The sequence below is a fragment of the Streptomyces milbemycinicus genome (assembly GCF_002154605.1).
GTDB classification, from domain to species: Bacteria; Actinomycetota; Actinomycetes; order Streptomycetales; family Streptomycetaceae; genus Streptomyces; species Streptomyces milbemycinicus.
Map to the genome: position 1 here is coordinate 1 of NZ_MUNE01000070.1, position 17547 is coordinate 17547.

The following is a 17547-nucleotide window of genomic DNA, read 5'->3' on the forward strand; positions in this document are numbered from 1 at the left end:
GCCCCCACCGCCTCCGGCGGCGATCACCTCGGCATGGGCCTGGCCCAGAGCGGTGATCTGGTCGGCCTCTCCTGGTACGGCGGCTCGGCCGTCCTCAAGGTCGACGACGGCCGCCAGGTTACGCCCGGCACACCGGGCCCGGGCTGCGACGTGGACGGCTTCGCGGGCGGCCGGGCGTTGCTGCGCGCCTATTCCTGCGACGACGGCACCGCGGGGCTGCAGGGGATCAACACATCCACGGACGAGGTCTCCTGGACCTACCGCGTACGCAAGGGCTACAAGGTCAGCACGATCTTCTCCACCGCCCCCGTCGTCGTCGCCCTCGCCGATGACCACCACAAGTCGGGCGGCGTTCTCGCGCTGTCGGATCGCGGCAAGCGGCGCTCGACCCTCGACCTGGGCAAGCGGTCCTATCAACCGGAGTGCGGCCTGGACCTCTTCGGCACCAAGCTGGGCGGCTGCCGGGGCGTCGCGGTCTCCTCGGACACGCTCTACCTCCCGACCGAGCTGACGTTGACCCGCGACGGGCGCCCGAGCAGCGAGATCCACGCCTTCGATCTGAGGACGGGGCAGCGGAAGTGGGCGGCCAAGGTGCCCGGCCGGATGCTGTTTCCACTGAGCGTGGAGGGCGGGGACCTGATCGCGTACGAGGAGCCGACGGACCGTACGGCGGGCTCCGTCGTCGGCATCGGCACGGGCGGCGGCAGGCCCAGGACACTGCTGCGGCTGCCGAGCGCGACCAGGGTCGCGGAGGCCGGTCTCGCCTCCGCGACCCGGGTCTACCGGAACGGCGTTTTCTATATCGCGTCCGACCGGTTGACGGGTTCGGGAGCGGCCGAAGAGATGATCATGGCTTTCTGCCGCTGACCGCCTCGGACCGCTCACTCGCTCACTGCAGGTCGAATTCACCGTCCCGCGCGCCGAGCACAAAGGCGCGCCATTCGGCTTCGGTGTAGCGCAGCACCGTCTCGGGATCGGCCGAGTTCCGCATGGCGACCGCGCCGCCCGGCAGATAGGCGATCTCCACCCGGTCTTCGGAGGCGCTGCCGGGCGCGCTGAGCCACTCGACATCGGAGATGTCGAGTGCGTACAGCTCTGCCTTCTCGTTGGCGTCGGCCATTGGTGCGTACGTCCCTTCGGAAACTGCGGAAACCAACGTGCTCACGGAAAGGAGCCGCGTGGACACTGTCGCCGCCAGTGTCGTCCGCCGAGCGCGCCGAGGCAATCGAACTTGACAGCCGCCCCGGAGCCCTGAAGCGCGGACCGGCCCCTCGCTCGCCTGACTCAGCCCATCTGCCGGTCAGTCCATACGGCGCGGCGTGCCCAGCAGACCCGACTCGGCGTCGGTCGGCTGCGTCGCCACGTACAGCCGCGCGTGGCGGGTGCACCAGAGGGTGACCCCGTCCGCCAGCGTGGACAGCGCGGACACGTCGACGGCCGGCAGCCCCATGATGCGGCCGATCTGCGCCGCCTCGTCCGGGGACACCCGCTGAATGCCGACCAGGCCCGCGTTCTCCATCAACCGGGGGGCGACCGGGCTGAGATACGGCAGCAGGGTCAGCACGGACTGCCAGGGCGCGGCGGTCACCCGACCCCGCGGCGGCCGCATCCCGGCGTCCCGGATGACCAGCACCGGGCTGCTGACCGAGGCGCCCTGCGGCGGCACCCGCCCCACGTCATGCAGGGTGATGCACTGCTGGTTGTTGTTCGCGGCCTGGGCCAGCGACGTCCACATCTGCTGCCGGCCGGTCTCCACGGTGACCCGGGCGCCCGTTGCGACCGCGCGCAGGCCGATCACCTGCGCCGTCCACAGGCCGCCGACCAGCAGGACGTTGAACGGAGAGGGGCGGTGCAGCCCCAGCACCGCGGGCTGCCCCTGCCCGTCCGCGCCGATCACGATGCCGTCGTCGCCGACGGGCAGCGCAAGCGACTCGAACTGCTCGGGCGGCACCTCATGGCGCTGCCGGCGCGGCCCGAGCAGCCCGAAACCGGACCACTGCTTGCGCGGCGGTGCGGGCGCGGGCTCCGGCTCGGGCGCCTGCCCGGGGCCGGTGGCCGCGGGAAAGCCGGAACCGGGGCCGGGAAAACCGGGACTGGAGCCAGGGCCGGGGAATCCGGGACCGGGAACGCCGGGGCCGGGAACGCCGGGGCCGGGGAAAGCGGCCCCGTTCGGGGCGGTTGCGGGCGTGGCCATCAGCGGGTCCCTCCCAGGGGCAGAGTGGCGAGGACACCGGGCACCTGCTCGCGGTCCAGCCGCACCAGCCCGATCCGCACCCCGCGCGCCGTACGCTCCAGCTCCTTGCGGATGCCGACCAGCTCATCGGCGCTACGGCCGGTGATCCGCACATGGCCGCTGATGGTCGGCGCGTGCCGGCCGCCCAGCTTGCCACCCCGGCGCAGCGTGAGGCTGAGGGTCGTCGACAGCGCGGGCAGCGAGGTCAGCAGCGCGGCCAGCTGGGGCAGCGGCGCCGACGCCGCGTCCAACTGCGGCCAGCGGCCGATCCAGTAGGCGGTGTGCCAGCGGTCGTCGCACCGCCAGGCGCGCGCGCTCTCCAGGGTGCGGCGGTTGAGCGTGTCCCGCCGCCCGGCCTGCGCCGTGGCCCGCTGATTGGCGCTCGCGGCCGTCGCGACCGCGGCGGTCAGCGACTCCTCCGTCAGCACCGTCACCCCGAAGCCGGCCCCCTGCAGCCTGCTCGCCAACTGGTCCGCCGCGCGCAGCAGACACCGCTGCGCGCCGCCCATGCCGCCGCCGCGCGCGGCCACGGCCTCCGGGCACAGCTCCGGGTCGAACTTCAGCGCCACCCACGTCATACGGACCGCGGGCGCGCCGGTCTGCGCCTGCAGCGGCGCGTAGTTGCGCAGGGCCAGCGACTGGGCCGGCAGATGGTACGCGGGCGCGGGCAGCGTGTGCTGGACGACCTGCACCGACTCCAGCAGGATCCCGTCCACCTCCATGGCGTCCCGCAGCAGGGCCAGCGGAAGCGGCTGCTGCGCGCGCTGCGGCCGCAGCGGCGCGTCCACCGCCTCCACCTGAATCACCGCCGTCAGGAAGGTGCCGTCCCCGACCATGCCCACCGCGCGCCGGTCGCGGTCGATGAACGTCAGGGTGCGCAGCGCAGGTTCGCACTCCACGGCGATCGCGAAGCCGGGGTCCGTGCCCGCGTCGAGCGGCTTCGCCGCCATCCGCTTGCGCCGCCGCAGCGAGCCGGCGGTGCTCAGCCACTCCGATATGGGTTGCTGACGGCGGCGTACGACAGCGAGCAGCACCAGCACCAGGCCCACGGCCGCGGCGGGCACCAGCAACAGCTCGTCGACGACCCACGCGACCAGCACGATCGCCGCGGCCACCTCGATCAGCACCAGCTGCTGCAGCCGCACCGGCCCGAAACTGCCCGACCGGGAGGCCGGCCGCGGCGTGACCGTTCCACCGGCGGGTGGCGCCGCCGATGCGGGCGCGGGGGCGGGCGAAGGGCCGGAGGACGCCCGCGAGCGAGATTCGCCCGACCCCCTCCGACCGGATCCGCTCCCCGCGGTGCGTGCGCGCGTGGCGGCAGCCATCCCCGTCAGCCCCTTAAAGTCCGAAACACACCCGAAAGGCCCGGCGGACGTCCGTGGCCGGATCGTCCCCGAGCGACACGAGCCAATTCCTTCCCGGCATAGTAGAGGGTCGGTACGACACCCGGACCGAGGGCAGTGCCCCACGGCCGAGGCCGAAAAGCGGGGAGATACGGCTAAAGATGGCATCACGGCGGGATGAGCTCAACGCCTATACATTCGCGAAGAAGCGGACAGTCGCTCAGTTCTTGCAACCCTCACCGAGCGGTACGGAGGAGGGCGCCCCGCGCCCGCTGCGTACGGTCCTCCCCGGCGTCGTCATAGGCGCCCTGATCCTCGCCGGATTCGGGGCCTGGGGCATGTTCAAGCCGGTCGCCCCCAAGGGCTGGGACGAGGTGGGCGCCCACGTCATCGTCGGCTCCAACTCCACCACCCGCTATGTCATCCTCAAGACCGACGGCAAGGTCCAGCTGCACCCCGTCCTCAACTTCGCCTCCGCCAAGCTCCTGCTCACCGGCGACAAGTCCAGCGTCGTCAAGGTGAAGGAGTCCGAGCTCGACAACGGCCACATCCCGCGCGGCCCGACGATCGGCATCCCGTACGCTCCCGACCGCCTGCCCAGCGCCGACGAGGCGGCCAAGCAGAAGGAGTGGGCCGTCTGCGAGCAGCCCGGAGGCAAGGGGAAAACCACCCAAAAGGCGGTTTTCCTTTTCTCCGACCGCGACCCGAAGGGCAAGAAGCTGCGGAGCTCGCAGCGGCTGAGCGGCGCCCAGGCCCTCTATGTACAGGGCCAGGACGACGCCCGCTATCTGGTCGATCCACAGGGCACCAAGTATCTGATCGGCGGCGCCAAGTGGAAGCAGCTGCCGTCGGAGAAGTACGACCTCCTGCTCCGCTCCATCTTCCGGGACGGCGCCAAACCGCAGCGCGTCACCAAGGACTGGCTGGCGACCTTCCGGGACGGCGCACCCATCTCCTTCCCTGAGGTCCCGGGCCGGATCGGCGCCGACGCCGGAGTCGGCACCCTCCCGGACGACGCCAACAAGGTCGGCATGGTCCTCGAAGCGAACACCGGCACCGGCACCCAGTACTACGTCGTCCTGCAGGGCAAGGTGCAGCGCATCTCGGAGTTCATCGAAAAGCTCCTCCTCAACAGCGAACAGCTCAAGGACCTCGGCCAGGCCGGCCGGGCGGAGCGGGTGAGCGGCGCGACCTTCACCCCGGAGGGGGACTTCTACGACAAGTACGAGTGGCCGACGAAGATCCCGGAGCAGGCCAACTCCATCGAGCAGCAGGAGACCCAGGGCAGCGCCGAGCGGGACACCGTCTGCAGCATCATGAGCGGAATGACGTCCAAGCACACGCCCGAACTGGCCACCTGGGCGGGCACCGACTTCCCCGCCACCATCCCGGACGGCGCCACCAGCGCGTACGTGACCCCGGGCTCCGGCCTGCTCTATCGCCAGGTCGCCGGCCGCCAGAACACGAGCGGCGCGATCTTTCTCGTCACGGACACCGGGCTTCGCTATGTGGTCCAGTCCAATAACGACAGCGATACGGACAAGTCGAAGATCAGCGATGGCAGTTCCGATCAGTCGGGAACCAATTCCGCGCAGCAGGACGTCAATCAGGCTCAGATAAGGCTCGGTTACAAGGAACTCATTCCGGTGCCCGTACCCGCCAACTGGTCGGAGTTCCTGCCGAGGGGACCGCGCCTGGACACCAACAGCGCCAAGCAGCCGCAGGGGTCGTAGCCGATGAGGAACACGCAGCGGAAGAGGACGAAGAAGGCACTCTTCCTATCAACAGCGGCGGCCCTCACTACCCTCTCAGCGGCGCCGGGACCGGTGATACCAGCGGGGCCCCTCTCCCTAGCGGGCACAGGCGAGTGCACGTACCCCGCCAAACAGATCAAGGGCACCCCCTGGTCGCTGCAGCGCGTTCTGCTCGACCAGCTGTGGCAGGACACCAAGGGCATCGACAAGAAGACCAACCGCCCTATCCTCGTCGCCGTCATCGACACGGGCGTCGACAACAAGAACCCGCAGCTCACCGACGCGGTCGACACCAAGCTCGGCTTCGAGGTCCGTAAATCCGGCAAGAACAGCCTGGAAAAGGGCAAGAAGGGCGACGGCACGGACGACCTGGTCGGCCACGGCACCAAGGTCGCCGGCATCATCGCCGCCCGCCCCCACAGCGGCACGGGCTTCGTCGGCCTCGCCCCGGAGGCCAAGATCCTCCCGATCCGCCAGAACGACGAAAAGGGCTCTGGCACCACCGACACGATGGCGACCGCCATCGACAGGGCGGTCGACAAGCACGCCCGAGTGATCAACATTTCCCAGGACACCGTCAAACCGCTGCAAGCCAACAACAACCTCCAACGCGCGATCAACAACGCCCTGGAGCACGACGTCGTCGTGATCGCCTCCGCCGGCAACGACGGCCTCGACGGCAAAGTCAAGAAGACCTACCCCGCCGCCTACGACGGCGTCCTCGCCGTCGGCTCCTCCGACCGCAACAACGAGCGCGCCCCCTTCTCCCAGGCCGGCGACTTCGTCGGCGTCGCGGCCCCCGGCGTCGACATGGTCTCCACCGTCCCCGGCGGCGGCCAGTGCGTCGACAACGGAACCAGCTTCTCCGCCCCCTACGTCGCCGGCGTCGCCGCCCTCATCCGGGCCAAGCACCCCGACTGGAAGCAGAACCAGGTCGTCGCCCAGATCGAGCAGACCGCCGAACGCGCCGTCAACGCCCACGACCCCTACGTCGGCTGGGGCGTTGTGGACCCCGTCCGCGCCCTCACCGAAGACGACCACCCCATCGACCACGTCACCCTCGACAAAGGCGCCGCCCACAACGTCGACGCCCCCCAACCCGCCACCCTCACCCTCGGCGAAACCCCCCAGGAACGCCGCGAGCGCCTCGCCACCTACGCCCTGGGCGGCGGAGCCCTCCTCGTCGCGATGATCACCGGCGCGGCAGCCGTACTCCACGAACACAAGCGACGCCGCCGGGCTGCTGGTTGAGTGCGACGGCCGCCGCCGGTGGTCGTCGTCTTCGTCGCCCTGACTCGTAGGTAAGGTTGTCCGGCTGGCTTTTGCGAGGGGGGAATCGTTCATCCATGGAACCGCTGCGCTTCGACGACCCGCGGCGGATCGGCCCGTACGACGTCGTTGCCAGGTTCGACGCGGATGGTGGCCGAGTCCCGGTCCCGGAGCGGCGCTTCATCGCACGGCTGCCGGGCGGAAACCGTACGGTCATGATCAGCATGCCGCTGCCCGGAGCGGACACCGGACGCTTCGCAGCAGAGGCCGCGGCCGCCCCGCAACGGCTGTCCGGGCCCTGGATCGCACCTGTGGTGGAAGTCGGCGGCACGGCAGAAGCACCCTGGTATGCGTCGCCGTACCTCCCCGCGTTACCGCTCACGGCCGCGGTCGCCGCGCATCAGGGCCCCCTCCCGGAACGCACGGTCCGCGCGCTGGGCGCGGCCCTCGCAGAGGCCCTTGCGGTCATGCACGCGTCGGGTGTGACGCATGGAGGCCTCTCACCCGCCGCGGTTCTGCTCACTACGGGCGGCCCTCTCCTGACCTGCTTCGGCGCGGTACGGGCGGCGGCGCCGGACGGTGAGCAGCGATCGGGACTGCCGGGGCTCGCCTCAGGCAGTCTGCCCCCGGAGCAGGCCGCGGGCGGGAAGCCCCGGCCGCTGGGCGACATCTATGCCCTGGGCTCGGTGCTGGCGTACGCCGCAACGGGACACCTGGTCCCCGAACGCCGCGAACTGCCGGAAGGGCTGCGCAGGACGATCGCGCTGTGCCTCACCCGGGACGCAGCGTCCAGGCCGCAAGCGACCCAGCTGCTCGACGAGTTGATGCCCTCAGAGGGGATCACACATCACGCGACCACGTCACACGGGACCGTTCTGGACGGCGGAGTGAGTCGGGCATCCGCGGCTCTCGGGCCGGGCTGGCTGCCGGGGCGGCTCATCGCGGCGCTCGCCAGGCAGTCCGCTGAACTCCTGGCCACGGAGACCGTGACAGCGAGCGAGTACGAGCCCGGCGCCGACAGCATGGCGAGCCAGGTCCTGGCCCCGCAGCCGTACTCGCAAGCGGCTCTCGCATCAGCGTCCCCGCCCCCGGCCTCCCCTGGTTTCCCTCCCTCTCCTGCCCCATGACGCTCGCGCGACGCCCGCGCCTTCACAGTGGACCGACCTGATGGCCCTCCCCCTCACACATGACGACCCCCAGCAGCTCGGCCCGTTCCGGCTCATAGCCCGGCTTGGTGGTGGCGGTATGGGCACCGTCTATCTGGGCCGCTCGCCGGGTGGGCGCACGGTCGCGCTGAAGACCATGCATGAACAGATCGCCACGCAGGCGACGTTCCGCTCCCGGTTCCAGCTGGAGATCGACGCCGCCCGTGTGATGGGAGAGCGATACGGCGCCGAGGTTGTCGACGCCGACCCCTTCGCGGCAGTCCCCTGGCTGGCGACCGAGTACGTGCTCGGCCCGCCCTTGGACGACACGGTGGCCCTCTGCGGCCCGCTCCCGGAGCGGTCAGTGCGGGCTCTTGGCGCCGCCCTGTGCGCCGCGCTCGGGCAGTTGCACCGTTCAGACGTCGTGCACCGTGACCTCAAACCGTCCAACATCTTGATCACAGCCTTCGGGCCGAAGGTCATCGATTTCGGTATCGCGCGGGCCATCGGTGATCAGAGGCTCACCAGCGTAGGCGTGACGGCGGGCACCCCGGCCTTCATGTCGCCGGAGCAGGCGATGGGCGCGGAGCACACCTCCGCGGGCGATGTGTTCGCACTCGCCGGCGTACTGATCTTCGCGGCCACGGGGCATGGCCCTTTCGGCAGCGGCCAGCCGGCCGACCTGCTCTACCGGGTGCGCTTCGCGGAGCCCGATCTGGGCGGGGTCCCCGCGGGGCTGCTGCCGGTCCTGACCCGCTGCCTCAGCAAGGACCCCGCTCATCGGCCGAGTATGGCCGAGCTCGCTGGGCGGCTGAACCATGAGGAGGGGGAGTCCGCGGAAGCGGAGTTCACGGACTACCTCCCTGAGACGGCCCTGGCGGAGATCGGCCGACGGGCCACAGAGGTGTGGCAGATCCAGCCGACACGGCTGCCAGCACCATCTGGATCCGTCGATGAGGCGCCTTTCCGGCCCGGCATGTCCAGACGGAAGCTGCTGACCCTCTCCGGCGGCGCGGTCCTTGGGGCAGCCGCCGCGGGCGTCGGGACGTGGGCATGGTTGACCCAGCGGGGAGAACATGCTGACACCGCTGGCCCACGGCCGACCTCCACCAAGCGCCCGACCAACGTCCCTTCACAGGCGGTGTGGTGGGCGAAGATCAACAACACGGACGAGACCTTCGCCCCGACGACCGTCGGGGATCTGATCCTGGTGATGAACGGCGATGGTCTTGTGGGGCTGGAGGCGAAGACCGGCGAGGAGCGCTGGACCCGCAAGTGGGAAATCGGGTCGTCCGCCGAGAAGATAAAGATCGCTTGGCAAGTCGTCTCGGATGGCGAGCAAGCCTATGCCTTCATACCCGAAAACGTGCCCAAGGAAGGGTTGTCAATCTACTCCGTCGACCTTAAGAACGGCAGGCCGCGGCCCCTGGTAGGGCCGATCCCGGACCTTAACGGAGCTCAAGGGGCGCCAGCGCAGCCACTGATCGCTGCTGACGGAGTGATCTATCTGGTTGCCAGAGAACGGAATGGCGATCCTTCTGGGGAGACGGGCTGGCATGAGATAGCCGCCGATCTCAAGAGCGGCAAGGAGCTCTGGCGCCAGCCCTTCAAGGGAGCCTATTCTCCAGACACCTCCAGGGACGGCATCGTCGCAAAGGCTGTGGGGAGCCGTCTGGTCCTCACCCGACGAATCGGCGTACTCGACATCGTGGACGGGATCGGCGTCCGGGACACCCGGACGGGCCGGATGCTCTGGTCCCGGGACCTGCCCAGGGAGCGTTTGGACTCCGATTCCTTCCTCGACCCGGGCCAACTCGTGGCTGACGACGATCGTGTCTACTTCGGGACCGGGCAGCTATACGCGTTCCGGCTCTCCGGTGGAGACAAGGCATGGGCGTTCGGCGAAGGCCGGGACAAGGGCGACTTCGAGAAGGACACGCGTCCGTACGGCAGACCCGCGGTGAAGGATGGCGTGGTGTATGTGGCCGAGGGGACCCGCGGACTCGTCGCCGTGGAGGCAGACAGCGGCAAGCTGCTGTGGGAGACGAGCGTGGGCGGTGTACCCAGTCTCCTGGTCACGCCCGTTATCGGCAGGAAATACGCCTACGTCGCCATGGACGGCAACGCGAGGATCAGCGCTGTGGACCTGCATACACACAAAGTCGCCTGGACCTTCCGTGTCCCCGGTGTTTTCGATGGCGCGTTCGTGGCTCACGAGCGTGCCGGAACTCTCGTGTTGAAGAGCGGCGATTTCGTGTACGCCATCCCCTTTGAGTGACCCAACTCACCTACGACATCGGAAAACCACGGCACCTGAAAACTCGGCAGGGAGACATTCACCCCATGAACCCTCTCGGTCCCGGCGACCCCCTTCGCCTCGGCCCGTACCGCCTCGTTGCCGTGCTCGGCGACGGTGGTATGGGCAGGGTCTACCTCGGGCGGGACCGCACCGGTCGGGCCGCGGCGATCAAAGTGCTCCGCCCGGAGCTGGCGTATGACCAGAACATGGCTCAGCGTTTCGTCCGCGAGGCGCAGGTCGCGCAGGCCGTCACCAGTACCGGTGTCGCGCGCGTACTCGGAGCGTGGCATGAGGGCGGTTGGCCGTGGATGGCGACTGAGTTCCTGGCGGGACCGACGCTGGACCAGCACATCGATGAGTACGGGCCTTTCGACGACCAAGGTGTTCGGGAACTGGGCGCCGCCCTCGCCCGTGCGCTCCAGGACATTCACGCCGCGGGACTGGTCCACCGTGACCTCAAGCCGTCCAACATCGTGATGACCGCCTCGGGCCCGCGCATCATCGATTTCGGCATCGCGCGCCCTGAGCACGGTCTCACCCTCACCCTCACTGGCCAGATCCCGGTCACGCCCGGTTACGGAGCACCGGAGCAAGTGCTGGGGCAGCGTGTCGGCCCGCCCGCCGATGTCTTCTCTCTGGGAGCGGTGCTTGCGTACGCGGCGAGTGGAGAGCGTGCGTACGACGGCGGACACGCGGCGACGGTGCAGTATCAAGTGGTCCATGGTGAGCCCAACCTGTCCGAGGTACCGGAGCCGATACGCGCGCTCGTCGCTCCTTGCCTCGCCAAAGACCCCGCTTACCGCCCTCTTCCCGAGCAGATCGCCGCGGTCTTCGCCCCGCCGTCCGGCACCAAGCCCGGAGCCAAAAAAATCTGGCAGCTGGGAGAGTTGGCCGCCGACATCAAGCTGCGCGAGGCAGCCGCGAAGCAGCTGATCAGTCTTCCGGACGTGCGTACTCCCTCCGTTCCCTCCCGGCGCCGTCTCCTCACCGCGCTCGCGGCGGGTGGCGGCACCGTACTGGCGGCGGGCGGCGGAGGACTCGCCTGGTGGCTGCTGTCCAAGGACACCGGAGCGGGGGAGGCCCGCAAACCGACTGAAGAGGAGAGCACGGCGCCACCGAAACCGTGGGATGCGAAGCGTCTGACGGCTTCGCAATACGAGGACGGCACAGCGCCACCGTCCCTGTGGGGGCCGCAGGACGGCCCCTCCCCGGTTGTTATCCAGCCCCTGCCTGTGCGCGATCTCGTCTTGGTCCATGAGGGCGGAAGCACCACGCTGGGCGCTTATAACGTGATGGACGGGACACGTAAATGGGGCACCGCCGTAGGCTCGTACGCCCACTATGTCGCACCTTCCGAGGAACTCGTCGTGACCGTCGGCCCTATGACTGTTGGCAGTACGGGAAGGCTTCTCGCCCTCGACAGTGCTACCGGCAAGAAGAAGTGGACGGCCCCCGCCAATGCCGTCCATGTCATCGCTGCGGACACCAAGAGCGTCTATTTCACGGCCAGGAGGGACCCGACATCGACCGATGTCAGCCTCCTAGGCGCCTTCGACATCGCCTCGCGCACCACCCGCTGGACAGTTCCGATGCCTGTGGAGTGCACACTAGTCACTCCGCCCAAGGCAGCAACGGACAGCGGCTGCTTGGTTCTCTGCGGCCAAAACGGCAAGGTGGCCACACTTGACACTCGCACAGGGAAACAAGTCTGGACGCTGCCGAGACAGGCAGTTGCCATCGTGCCCATTGCCCCTGCCGTCTCCGAAGGGATCGTCTACTTGGGTGGAAAAACCCTGACAGCCCGTAAGCTCGAGGACGGGGAAGAGATATGGTCGGTGCCTGCCAGAAGCGAGTTTAAGAAGACTTACGGAGGCTGGGGCGCCCCGACGCTCGACGGCGATGCGCTGTACGCTCTGGATGGCGAGGAAATCAGCTGTCGCGACAGAAGACACGGGAATGCTGACTGGACACGTTCTCTCGGCGATGTCCTCCAGCGGCTCTATCCTCCTGTGGTCCAGGGGAAGACCGTTTGGGCGAACGTTGACATCATCGATTCGGGTGGCATCGCGGTCCTGTACAAGGACACGGGCAAACCGGCGTGGACCTATGCTCGGGACGGCAGGGGCGAGTGGGGGATGGCGGCGTCGGGAAACCGCGTGTTCCTGGTGCATAGCGGCAAATTGGCGGCGATGCCCGTATTCTGACAGCAACCGCTACTCGCCTGGAGGCCCTGGCCGCCACGCAGGATCTGTCCACTGCGCTGGAACCACCCTGGAGCCTGCAGTTCCGTCGCCCTCAGCCTGGACGGCATCCCCGATCCGCCTGACCATATCGCGGATGACGGCACCAACAGAGTCGATCAGTCGTGATCGGGCAAGCACGAGCATCACGGGAGAACGTACAGGTCATCCTCGCCCCGGACGGCCAGCCGTCGTGGTTTCCGTAGTCCGCCTAGATCGCGAACACGACGCCACTTGCACCGGCGGCCGCAGCCTGGTCGCACCCACAACCGACTGCCCAACAAGCTGTCGCCTGCCCGCGCTGACCGACCTCGGCTACCAGAGCGCCGGGCCCAGTTTCCGCCAACCGGCCTGGAGTTCACCGCGGTGAACTCGCCGGACCAAGGTGTGGTGTTTCAGTGTTGTCATCCGATGGGCTGACTCCGTCCACGGTGTCGTCAATCACCCGAGCTAAGATCACCAAGCGTCGCGAAGGTATTGCCGAGAAAGGTTGAAACTGGGACGGGTCGCTTCACTCAAGGGGAGAAGTGCGGGTTACCAGCGAGAACCTTAGGGGCCACTGGGGGCGATGCTCGCTGTAGCGGCAGCGCAGGCCCATGGCTGACGGAGCGGTGGATGCGTGGGGTCCGCTGGGCGCCGATCTGTTACAGACTCGTCGATCTACTTTGACCATATGATAGTTGGGCCACGCAGGCGGGATCGCTAGAGTGGTTGAGGGCATCGTTGGTGTCATACGGGGAGGATGCGGTGGAGCCACTAGACCCGGGCGGTTCGGTTCAGTCGCCATTCGGCAAGGGCATGGCCAAGGAGGCGGAAACCTTGGCAAAGTTCAAGAGTCGGATTGACAAGGTTTTGTCCGATCTTGAGAAGTCGCCGGCGTCCAAGAAGACGATTGACGAGCAAACGATCACCCGTGCTGCCTACGGTGGCAGCATCGATTCTGCTGGTGATTTGTCCAAGCTTTACGACGACGTTCACGAGAAGCTCAAGAACTGGTCCAAGATCTTCGGTGATCAGCTCGAAGCGATGGGCATTACGGCGCTGATTGCTGAAAAGGGAATTGACGGCGTTGATGCTGAGCAGAGGCGCCGCCTGCAGGAGATCCAGGCCGAGGCGGCGAAGAATTACCGTGATCCCGAGACCGGGCAGCCGGCGGCGGGGAGCGGTGATGGTGGTAATCACACGAAGCAGAAGGCGTACTGAGGGGAGAGACGGATGAGTGAGGGGAAGCCCGGCAAGTTCGATGGCTTGAGTCATTCTCAGCTCTACGCCTTGGTGCAAAGCGCGGAGCCGGAAAAGTTGACCAACGTGAGTTACGCGTTGGTTACTGCGTTTACCGATCTGAACGGTGTCGCGGACGAGATGCTGGCACACGCCGACAACGTCAAGTGGAAGGGGCAGGGAAGCGAAGCTTTCCGTACGTGGGTCGAAGATATGTCCAAGCAGACCCGCAAGTTGGCTGACTATACGTTGCTCGTTGGCGTGAAAATGGCCGATGCCGGTTCCGGGTTGGCCCAGGTCAAGTCAGCTATACCGAAGCCGGACTCCGATGCCGCGAAGCTGGCCCCTCTCTGTTACGCAGATGAGGAGAAAGAGAAGGCTCGGCTGAAGAACGAGCCTAACCGGCAAGAGGCCATCAAGCAGATTGAAAAGCTCGATTCGCACTACACTACGGCGCACACGGATATAGCGGGGCTTACGGAGCAGGAGCCGAATTTCCCAACTCTCCCGAGTGAGTTGCTCCGGAACGGTGGCAGGGAGGGAGGCGAGACTCCCCTTGGAAATTCTTCCGTGGCGACAGCGTCGGGCTACGGAAGTACAGCCCGCCCTGCGCCGCTATCCGCTGCCGACCGCACTGTCTCAGGCCCGAAGGCCGCCCCCGTACACCCTGCTGAAGTGAGCCCCCACACGCCTGTGGCCCCGAACGTCGGCAGCGTCATCCCCGGAGTGAACGTCCCGGATCCGACCAACACGGCCATCGACTCCGTCCAGACGCCGCCGGCGCCGGACACCATCAACAAGCCCAGCACCCTCCCGCCGATGCGCGACGTTCCCAACGTCCCGTCGAGCGGCCCCCCGATGCCCCCGGTTACCGGTCTCCCGGGGCCGCGGCCGCTCATGCCCGCTACTCCGCCTATCAGCCGAACCACACCGGTCCCCGGACCCGGGCAGCTGGGCAAGCTTCCCCCGACCGCACCAAGCACACCGCGGACGTCGAGTGTGCCCCCGCGTATTCCGACGAGCGATGGGATTGTCGGAGGAAAGCGCAACGTCGGGCCGACCAACGCGCCGCGGATTCCGCGTGGCATGGTGGTCGGCGAAGAACCGCACGCCCCGATGGCCCGTGGCCCTGTCGGACCGGGGGGTTACATGCACCATGGCCCCACCCCCACCGGCACCAACCCTCCCGGACGACGACTTGTGACGGAGCCTGGAGGCATGGTTGACCGCCCGAAGGGAACCAACCCGCCTGGGCGGAGTCTGCCGCGCAGCATGGTCGTGGGGGAGGAGCGCGGTGTTCTGCCTCGTGGACCTCTGAGCGCGGGAGTTCACCCGATCGACGGCAGTACGCACGCTCCTGGCGGCACAAACTCGGGTCGACGGCTGACGTCGGAGCCTGGTGGTGTCACGGGAGGGCCGCGGGTCCCGCGTGAGGGGCGCTCCGAGTTCACTCAGGGAGGTTCGGGGCTTGTACGCGGTAACCATGGCCCCGCCGCGGCACCGCACTCCACAGCTCTTCCGCACGGTGGTAATCAGCGTAATGCCGGGAGCAGGCCGGACTACCTCGTAGAGGACGAGGAGACCTGGTCCGGTGGTCGGCGTAACACTGTCCCGCCGGTCATTGAATAACTTACGGAAAAGCTGCCCACGCGAGGAGTAACCACTAGATGCTGCTTTCATCCCTCGGAGTACGGCGTCGGGTCCTTTTGGCTCTGGCCGGTGCTGTACTCGTTTCTGTAGGAGGTATCGCACCTCCCGCGGAGGCACAGGATATTCGCTCGAGACAGTGGTATCTCGAGGCGATGAAAGCGGACGACATGTGGAAAGTGAGCCAGGGGCAAGGGGTTGTCGTCGCCGTCATCGATTCGGGGGTTAACGCTTCACTGCCGGAGTTGCGGGGACAGGTGTTGGAAGGTGCGGACGCGTCCAATAAGTCATTGAATCCTCACCAGGACCCGGATGGTCACGGTACCAACATGGCCACTCTGATTGCCGGTACGGGTGCTGGAGGCGGGGTTAAGGGTCTTGCTCCGAAAGCTAAGATCCTTCCTGTAAGGAATGCGGCGGGTGACTGGGATGATCCTGCTGATGCCATCCTAGGAAGGTCCATTCGGTATGCTGCAGGCCATGGCGCGCGGATCATCAACATCTCATTGGGTGCGATTGGTCTCCCGAAACAATTCCCTCTTACTCGGGCGGCTGTTCAGTATGCGCTCAAAAAGGGAAGTTTGATCTTTGCTGCCTCGGGAAACAGCGGGGATGAGAACAGTCCAGTCGAGCTTCCCGCCGCAATCCCTGGTGTTGTTGCCGTAGGCGCGATTGATAGCAATGGTAAGGCCGCTAAGTGGTCGACCCACGGTGATCAAGTAGCGCTGACAGCAGCCGGGGTTGATGTGATCACGCATTGCACGGAATCCAACGGGCTTTGCAAATCCTGGGGCACCAGCCAAGCTACTGCCATCACCTCAGCCTCTGCCGCCCTCATCTGGTCCAAGCACCCCAAGTGGACCAACAACCAAGTCCTCCGCGTCATGATGCAGACCGCCTCGCCGCCCGCAGGTGACGTGATCCCCAGCTCCTACCTTGGCTACGGCTCCATCCGCCCCCGCAAGGTCCTCCTGGACGGCGAGGGAGACCCCGGCCCAGCCAACGTCAACCCTCTCCTGGCCCGCGAGGGCGCCACGAAGCCAGACCCCTCCGCATCGCCCTCCGCCTCCAAGTCCCCAAGCACCGACCCAAAGTCGACACCGACGGCCACGGACGACAAAAAGGGCGACAAGAAGACCGTCGCGGAGCCCAAGAAGAGCGACGACAACAGCAGTACCCTCTGGATCGCCATTGGCGCAGGTATCGCGGTTCTCCTCGCGGCCGCCATCGCCATCGCGCTCGTCCGTCGCCGCGGCAGTGCATCGGTCGGCCTATGACCAGCTGCCACTGTCGGGCGCCGGACCGGGTACTCCGCCAAGACACCCCCGGGGAGCTGGGGTGCTGCCGAGCACTGAGCTCTCGTTCAACAAATGAAATAACTGTGAACGTTGAGCGAGGTGTTGCGGACGCTTACTACAATGTGTAGGACACCTGTAAGCAGTACGATGAATCCCAAGGGATTCGCGCACAGCGGTGAGTTGAAGAGCGAAACCCCATGTCAACTCACCAACACTTCATGGGGGAAGGTGGAAAATGAGCAAGCAGCGGGTTAGCGATGACGCGTTCCGGATATTCACGAATGAGCTCGACCAGTCCATCCAGGGATTCGCCAGCAACATGAAGCTCATGGCGGACATCCTCGCCACGGTGGACTCGGGCTGGCAGGGGCAGGGCGCCGGCGCCTTCAAGAAGGCTCAGATGGACCTGGAGCAGGACCACGACGCCGTCCGCCGCCTGGTCGACGGCATCCGTGAGGCCGTGGCCCTGACCCACCGTGCCAGTGGCGCGAACGACGACGACATCGCCAGTCAGCTGAAGGGCATCGACGTCAACGGCGCTGCCGCTGGCGGACACATCACCCCGGGCAGCAGCGTGGGCGGCCTCGGTGCCGGCACCGACGCCCCGATCGCTTCGTACTCGAAGGTCGACGGCTTCTAAGCCATGCAATAAGGGGTGCTTGATGGCACCGTGGTACCCCTTCAGCGGCCAACAACAACGCATACAGAACTATCGAGTTGGGGGACAAGTGTCCACACCAGACGGAATGCTCGTCGACTACGAGTCGGTACTGCAGCTCGCCACGCAGCTCCGCACGGCGGCCAGCAACGTCCGCAAGGAGATGCAGGACATCCAAGGGGCCGTGAAGAAGGTCACCGCGGGCTGGGAGGGTGAGGCTCACCAGGCCATGCTCGCGGCTGAGAAGCAGTTCCAGGCCCGGGCCGACCACATTCAGGGTCTCGTGACCAGGGTCGCGACTCTGGTCGAGTCGGGCAAGGACGCGTACCACGCGACGGACGTGAAGGCGTCGAAGCTGTTCAGCGTGAGCTACTGAGCTGAGCGATTTGCCTCCGCGATGGGGTGGGCAGCGGTTACACCGCCGCCCACCCCATCGGCGT

General features: G+C 67.2%; 12 protein-coding genes and 1 pseudogene. 10 read left to right on the plus strand and 3 right to left on the minus strand.

All coding sequences use genetic code 11. From position 1 onward, the window contains the following. Positions 1 to 867 (plus strand): annotated as a pseudogene (locus CCN51_RS06385) (PQQ-binding-like beta-propeller repeat protein); the annotation flags it as partial. A gap of 22 nt (positions 868 to 889) precedes the next feature. Here the strand turns inward: CCN51_RS06385 and CCN51_RS06390 are convergent. The 3 genes from CCN51_RS06390 to eccE form a co-directional block, all read right to left on the minus strand. After that, on the minus strand, positions 890 to 1120 hold the full coding sequence (locus CCN51_RS06390; protein WP_014175992.1) for a DUF397 domain-containing protein: 231 nt from the start codon (positions 1118 to 1120) through the stop codon (positions 890 to 892). Positions 1121 to 1300: 180 nt separating this feature from the next. Beyond that, the gene (locus CCN51_RS06395; RefSeq protein WP_014175991.1) at positions 1301 to 2194 is read right to left on the minus strand and encodes a hypothetical protein; all 894 of its coding nucleotides are present in this window, start codon (positions 2192 to 2194) and stop codon (positions 1301 to 1303) included. Further along, positions 2194 to 3558, minus strand: a complete 1365-nt coding sequence (gene eccE / locus CCN51_RS06400) for a type VII secretion protein EccE (RefSeq protein WP_078610419.1) — start codon at positions 3556 to 3558, stop codon at positions 2194 to 2196. Before eccE ends, CCN51_RS06395 begins: the two co-directional genes overlap by 1 nt. Positions 3559 to 3737: 179 nt before the next feature. On the opposite strand from eccE, the gene eccB reads away from it, so the two are divergent. The 9 genes from eccB to CCN51_RS06450 all read left to right on the plus strand — a co-directional run bounded on the left by eccB (position 3738) and on the right by CCN51_RS06450 (position 17483). Beyond that, positions 3738 to 5309, plus strand: coding sequence for a type VII secretion protein EccB (gene eccB, locus CCN51_RS06405; protein WP_014175989.1), 1572 nt, complete (start codon positions 3738 to 3740; stop codon positions 5307 to 5309). Between the two features lie 3 nt (positions 5310 to 5312). Then, positions 5313 to 6581, plus strand: coding sequence for a type VII secretion-associated serine protease mycosin (gene mycP, locus CCN51_RS06410; RefSeq protein WP_078610418.1), 1269 nt, complete (start codon positions 5313 to 5315; stop codon positions 6579 to 6581). A 95-nt stretch (positions 6582 to 6676) separates the two neighbouring features. Then, entirely contained in the window at positions 6677 to 7726 is a 1050-nt protein-coding gene (locus CCN51_RS06415; protein WP_014175987.1) for a protein kinase family protein, read from the plus strand. A gap of 40 nt (positions 7727 to 7766) precedes the next feature. Continuing rightward, positions 7767 to 10022 (plus strand): protein kinase domain-containing protein, encoded by a 2256-nt coding sequence (locus CCN51_RS06420; RefSeq protein WP_014175986.1) that lies wholly within the window; start codon positions 7767 to 7769, stop codon positions 10020 to 10022. A 65-nt stretch (positions 10023 to 10087) separates the two neighbouring features. Further along, entirely contained in the window at positions 10088 to 12247 is a 2160-nt protein-coding gene (locus tag CCN51_RS06425; protein WP_014175985.1) for a protein kinase domain-containing protein, read from the plus strand. A 783-nt stretch (positions 12248 to 13030) separates the two neighbouring features. Then, positions 13031 to 13486 (plus strand): hypothetical protein, encoded by a 456-nt coding sequence (locus CCN51_RS06430; RefSeq protein ID WP_143675733.1) that lies wholly within the window; start codon positions 13031 to 13033, stop codon positions 13484 to 13486. 1820 nt (positions 13487 to 15306) lie between these two features. Further along, entirely contained in the window at positions 15307 to 16428 is a 1122-nt protein-coding gene (locus CCN51_RS06440; RefSeq protein WP_238545361.1) for a S8 family serine peptidase, read from the plus strand. A 256-nt stretch (positions 16429 to 16684) separates the two neighbouring features. Then, positions 16685 to 17089: a WXG100 family type VII secretion target gene (locus CCN51_RS06445; protein WP_014175981.1), complete on the plus strand. Its 405-nt coding sequence runs from the start codon at positions 16685 to 16687 to the stop codon at positions 17087 to 17089. Between the two features lie 88 nt (positions 17090 to 17177). Continuing rightward, a complete protein-coding gene (locus tag CCN51_RS06450; RefSeq protein WP_158104648.1) occupies positions 17178 to 17483 on the plus strand; it encodes a WXG100 family type VII secretion target in 306 nt (101 codons plus the stop codon). The last annotated feature ends 64 nt before the right edge of the window (positions 17484 to 17547 follow it).

Bases quoted from the DNA above. Each gene is read 5' to 3' on its own strand.
- CCN51_RS06390 (WP_014175992.1), bottom strand. From the start codon at position 1,120: ATGGCCGACGCCAACGAGAAGGCAGAGCTGTACGCACTCGACATCTCC.
- CCN51_RS06395 (WP_014175991.1), bottom strand. From the start codon at position 2,194: ATGGCCACGCCCGCAACCGCCCCGAACGGGGCCGCTTTCCCCGGCCCC.
- eccE (WP_078610419.1), bottom strand. From the start codon at position 3,558: ATGGCTGCCGCCACGCGCGCACGCACCGCGGGGAGCGGATCCGGTCGG.
- eccB (WP_014175989.1), top strand. From the start codon at position 3,738: ATGGCATCACGGCGGGATGAGCTCAACGCCTATACATTCGCGAAGAAG.
- mycP (WP_078610418.1), top strand. From the start codon at position 5,313: ATGAGGAACACGCAGCGGAAGAGGACGAAGAAGGCACTCTTCCTATCA.
- CCN51_RS06415 (WP_014175987.1), top strand. From the start codon at position 6,677: ATGGAACCGCTGCGCTTCGACGACCCGCGGCGGATCGGCCCGTACGAC.
- CCN51_RS06420 (WP_014175986.1), top strand. From the start codon at position 7,767: ATGGCCCTCCCCCTCACACATGACGACCCCCAGCAGCTCGGCCCGTTC.
- CCN51_RS06425 (WP_014175985.1), top strand. From the start codon at position 10,088: ATGAACCCTCTCGGTCCCGGCGACCCCCTTCGCCTCGGCCCGTACCGC.
- CCN51_RS06440 (WP_238545361.1), top strand. From the start codon at position 15,307: ATGAAAGCGGACGACATGTGGAAAGTGAGCCAGGGGCAAGGGGTTGTC.
- CCN51_RS06445 (WP_014175981.1), top strand. From the start codon at position 16,685: ATGAGCAAGCAGCGGGTTAGCGATGACGCGTTCCGGATATTCACGAAT.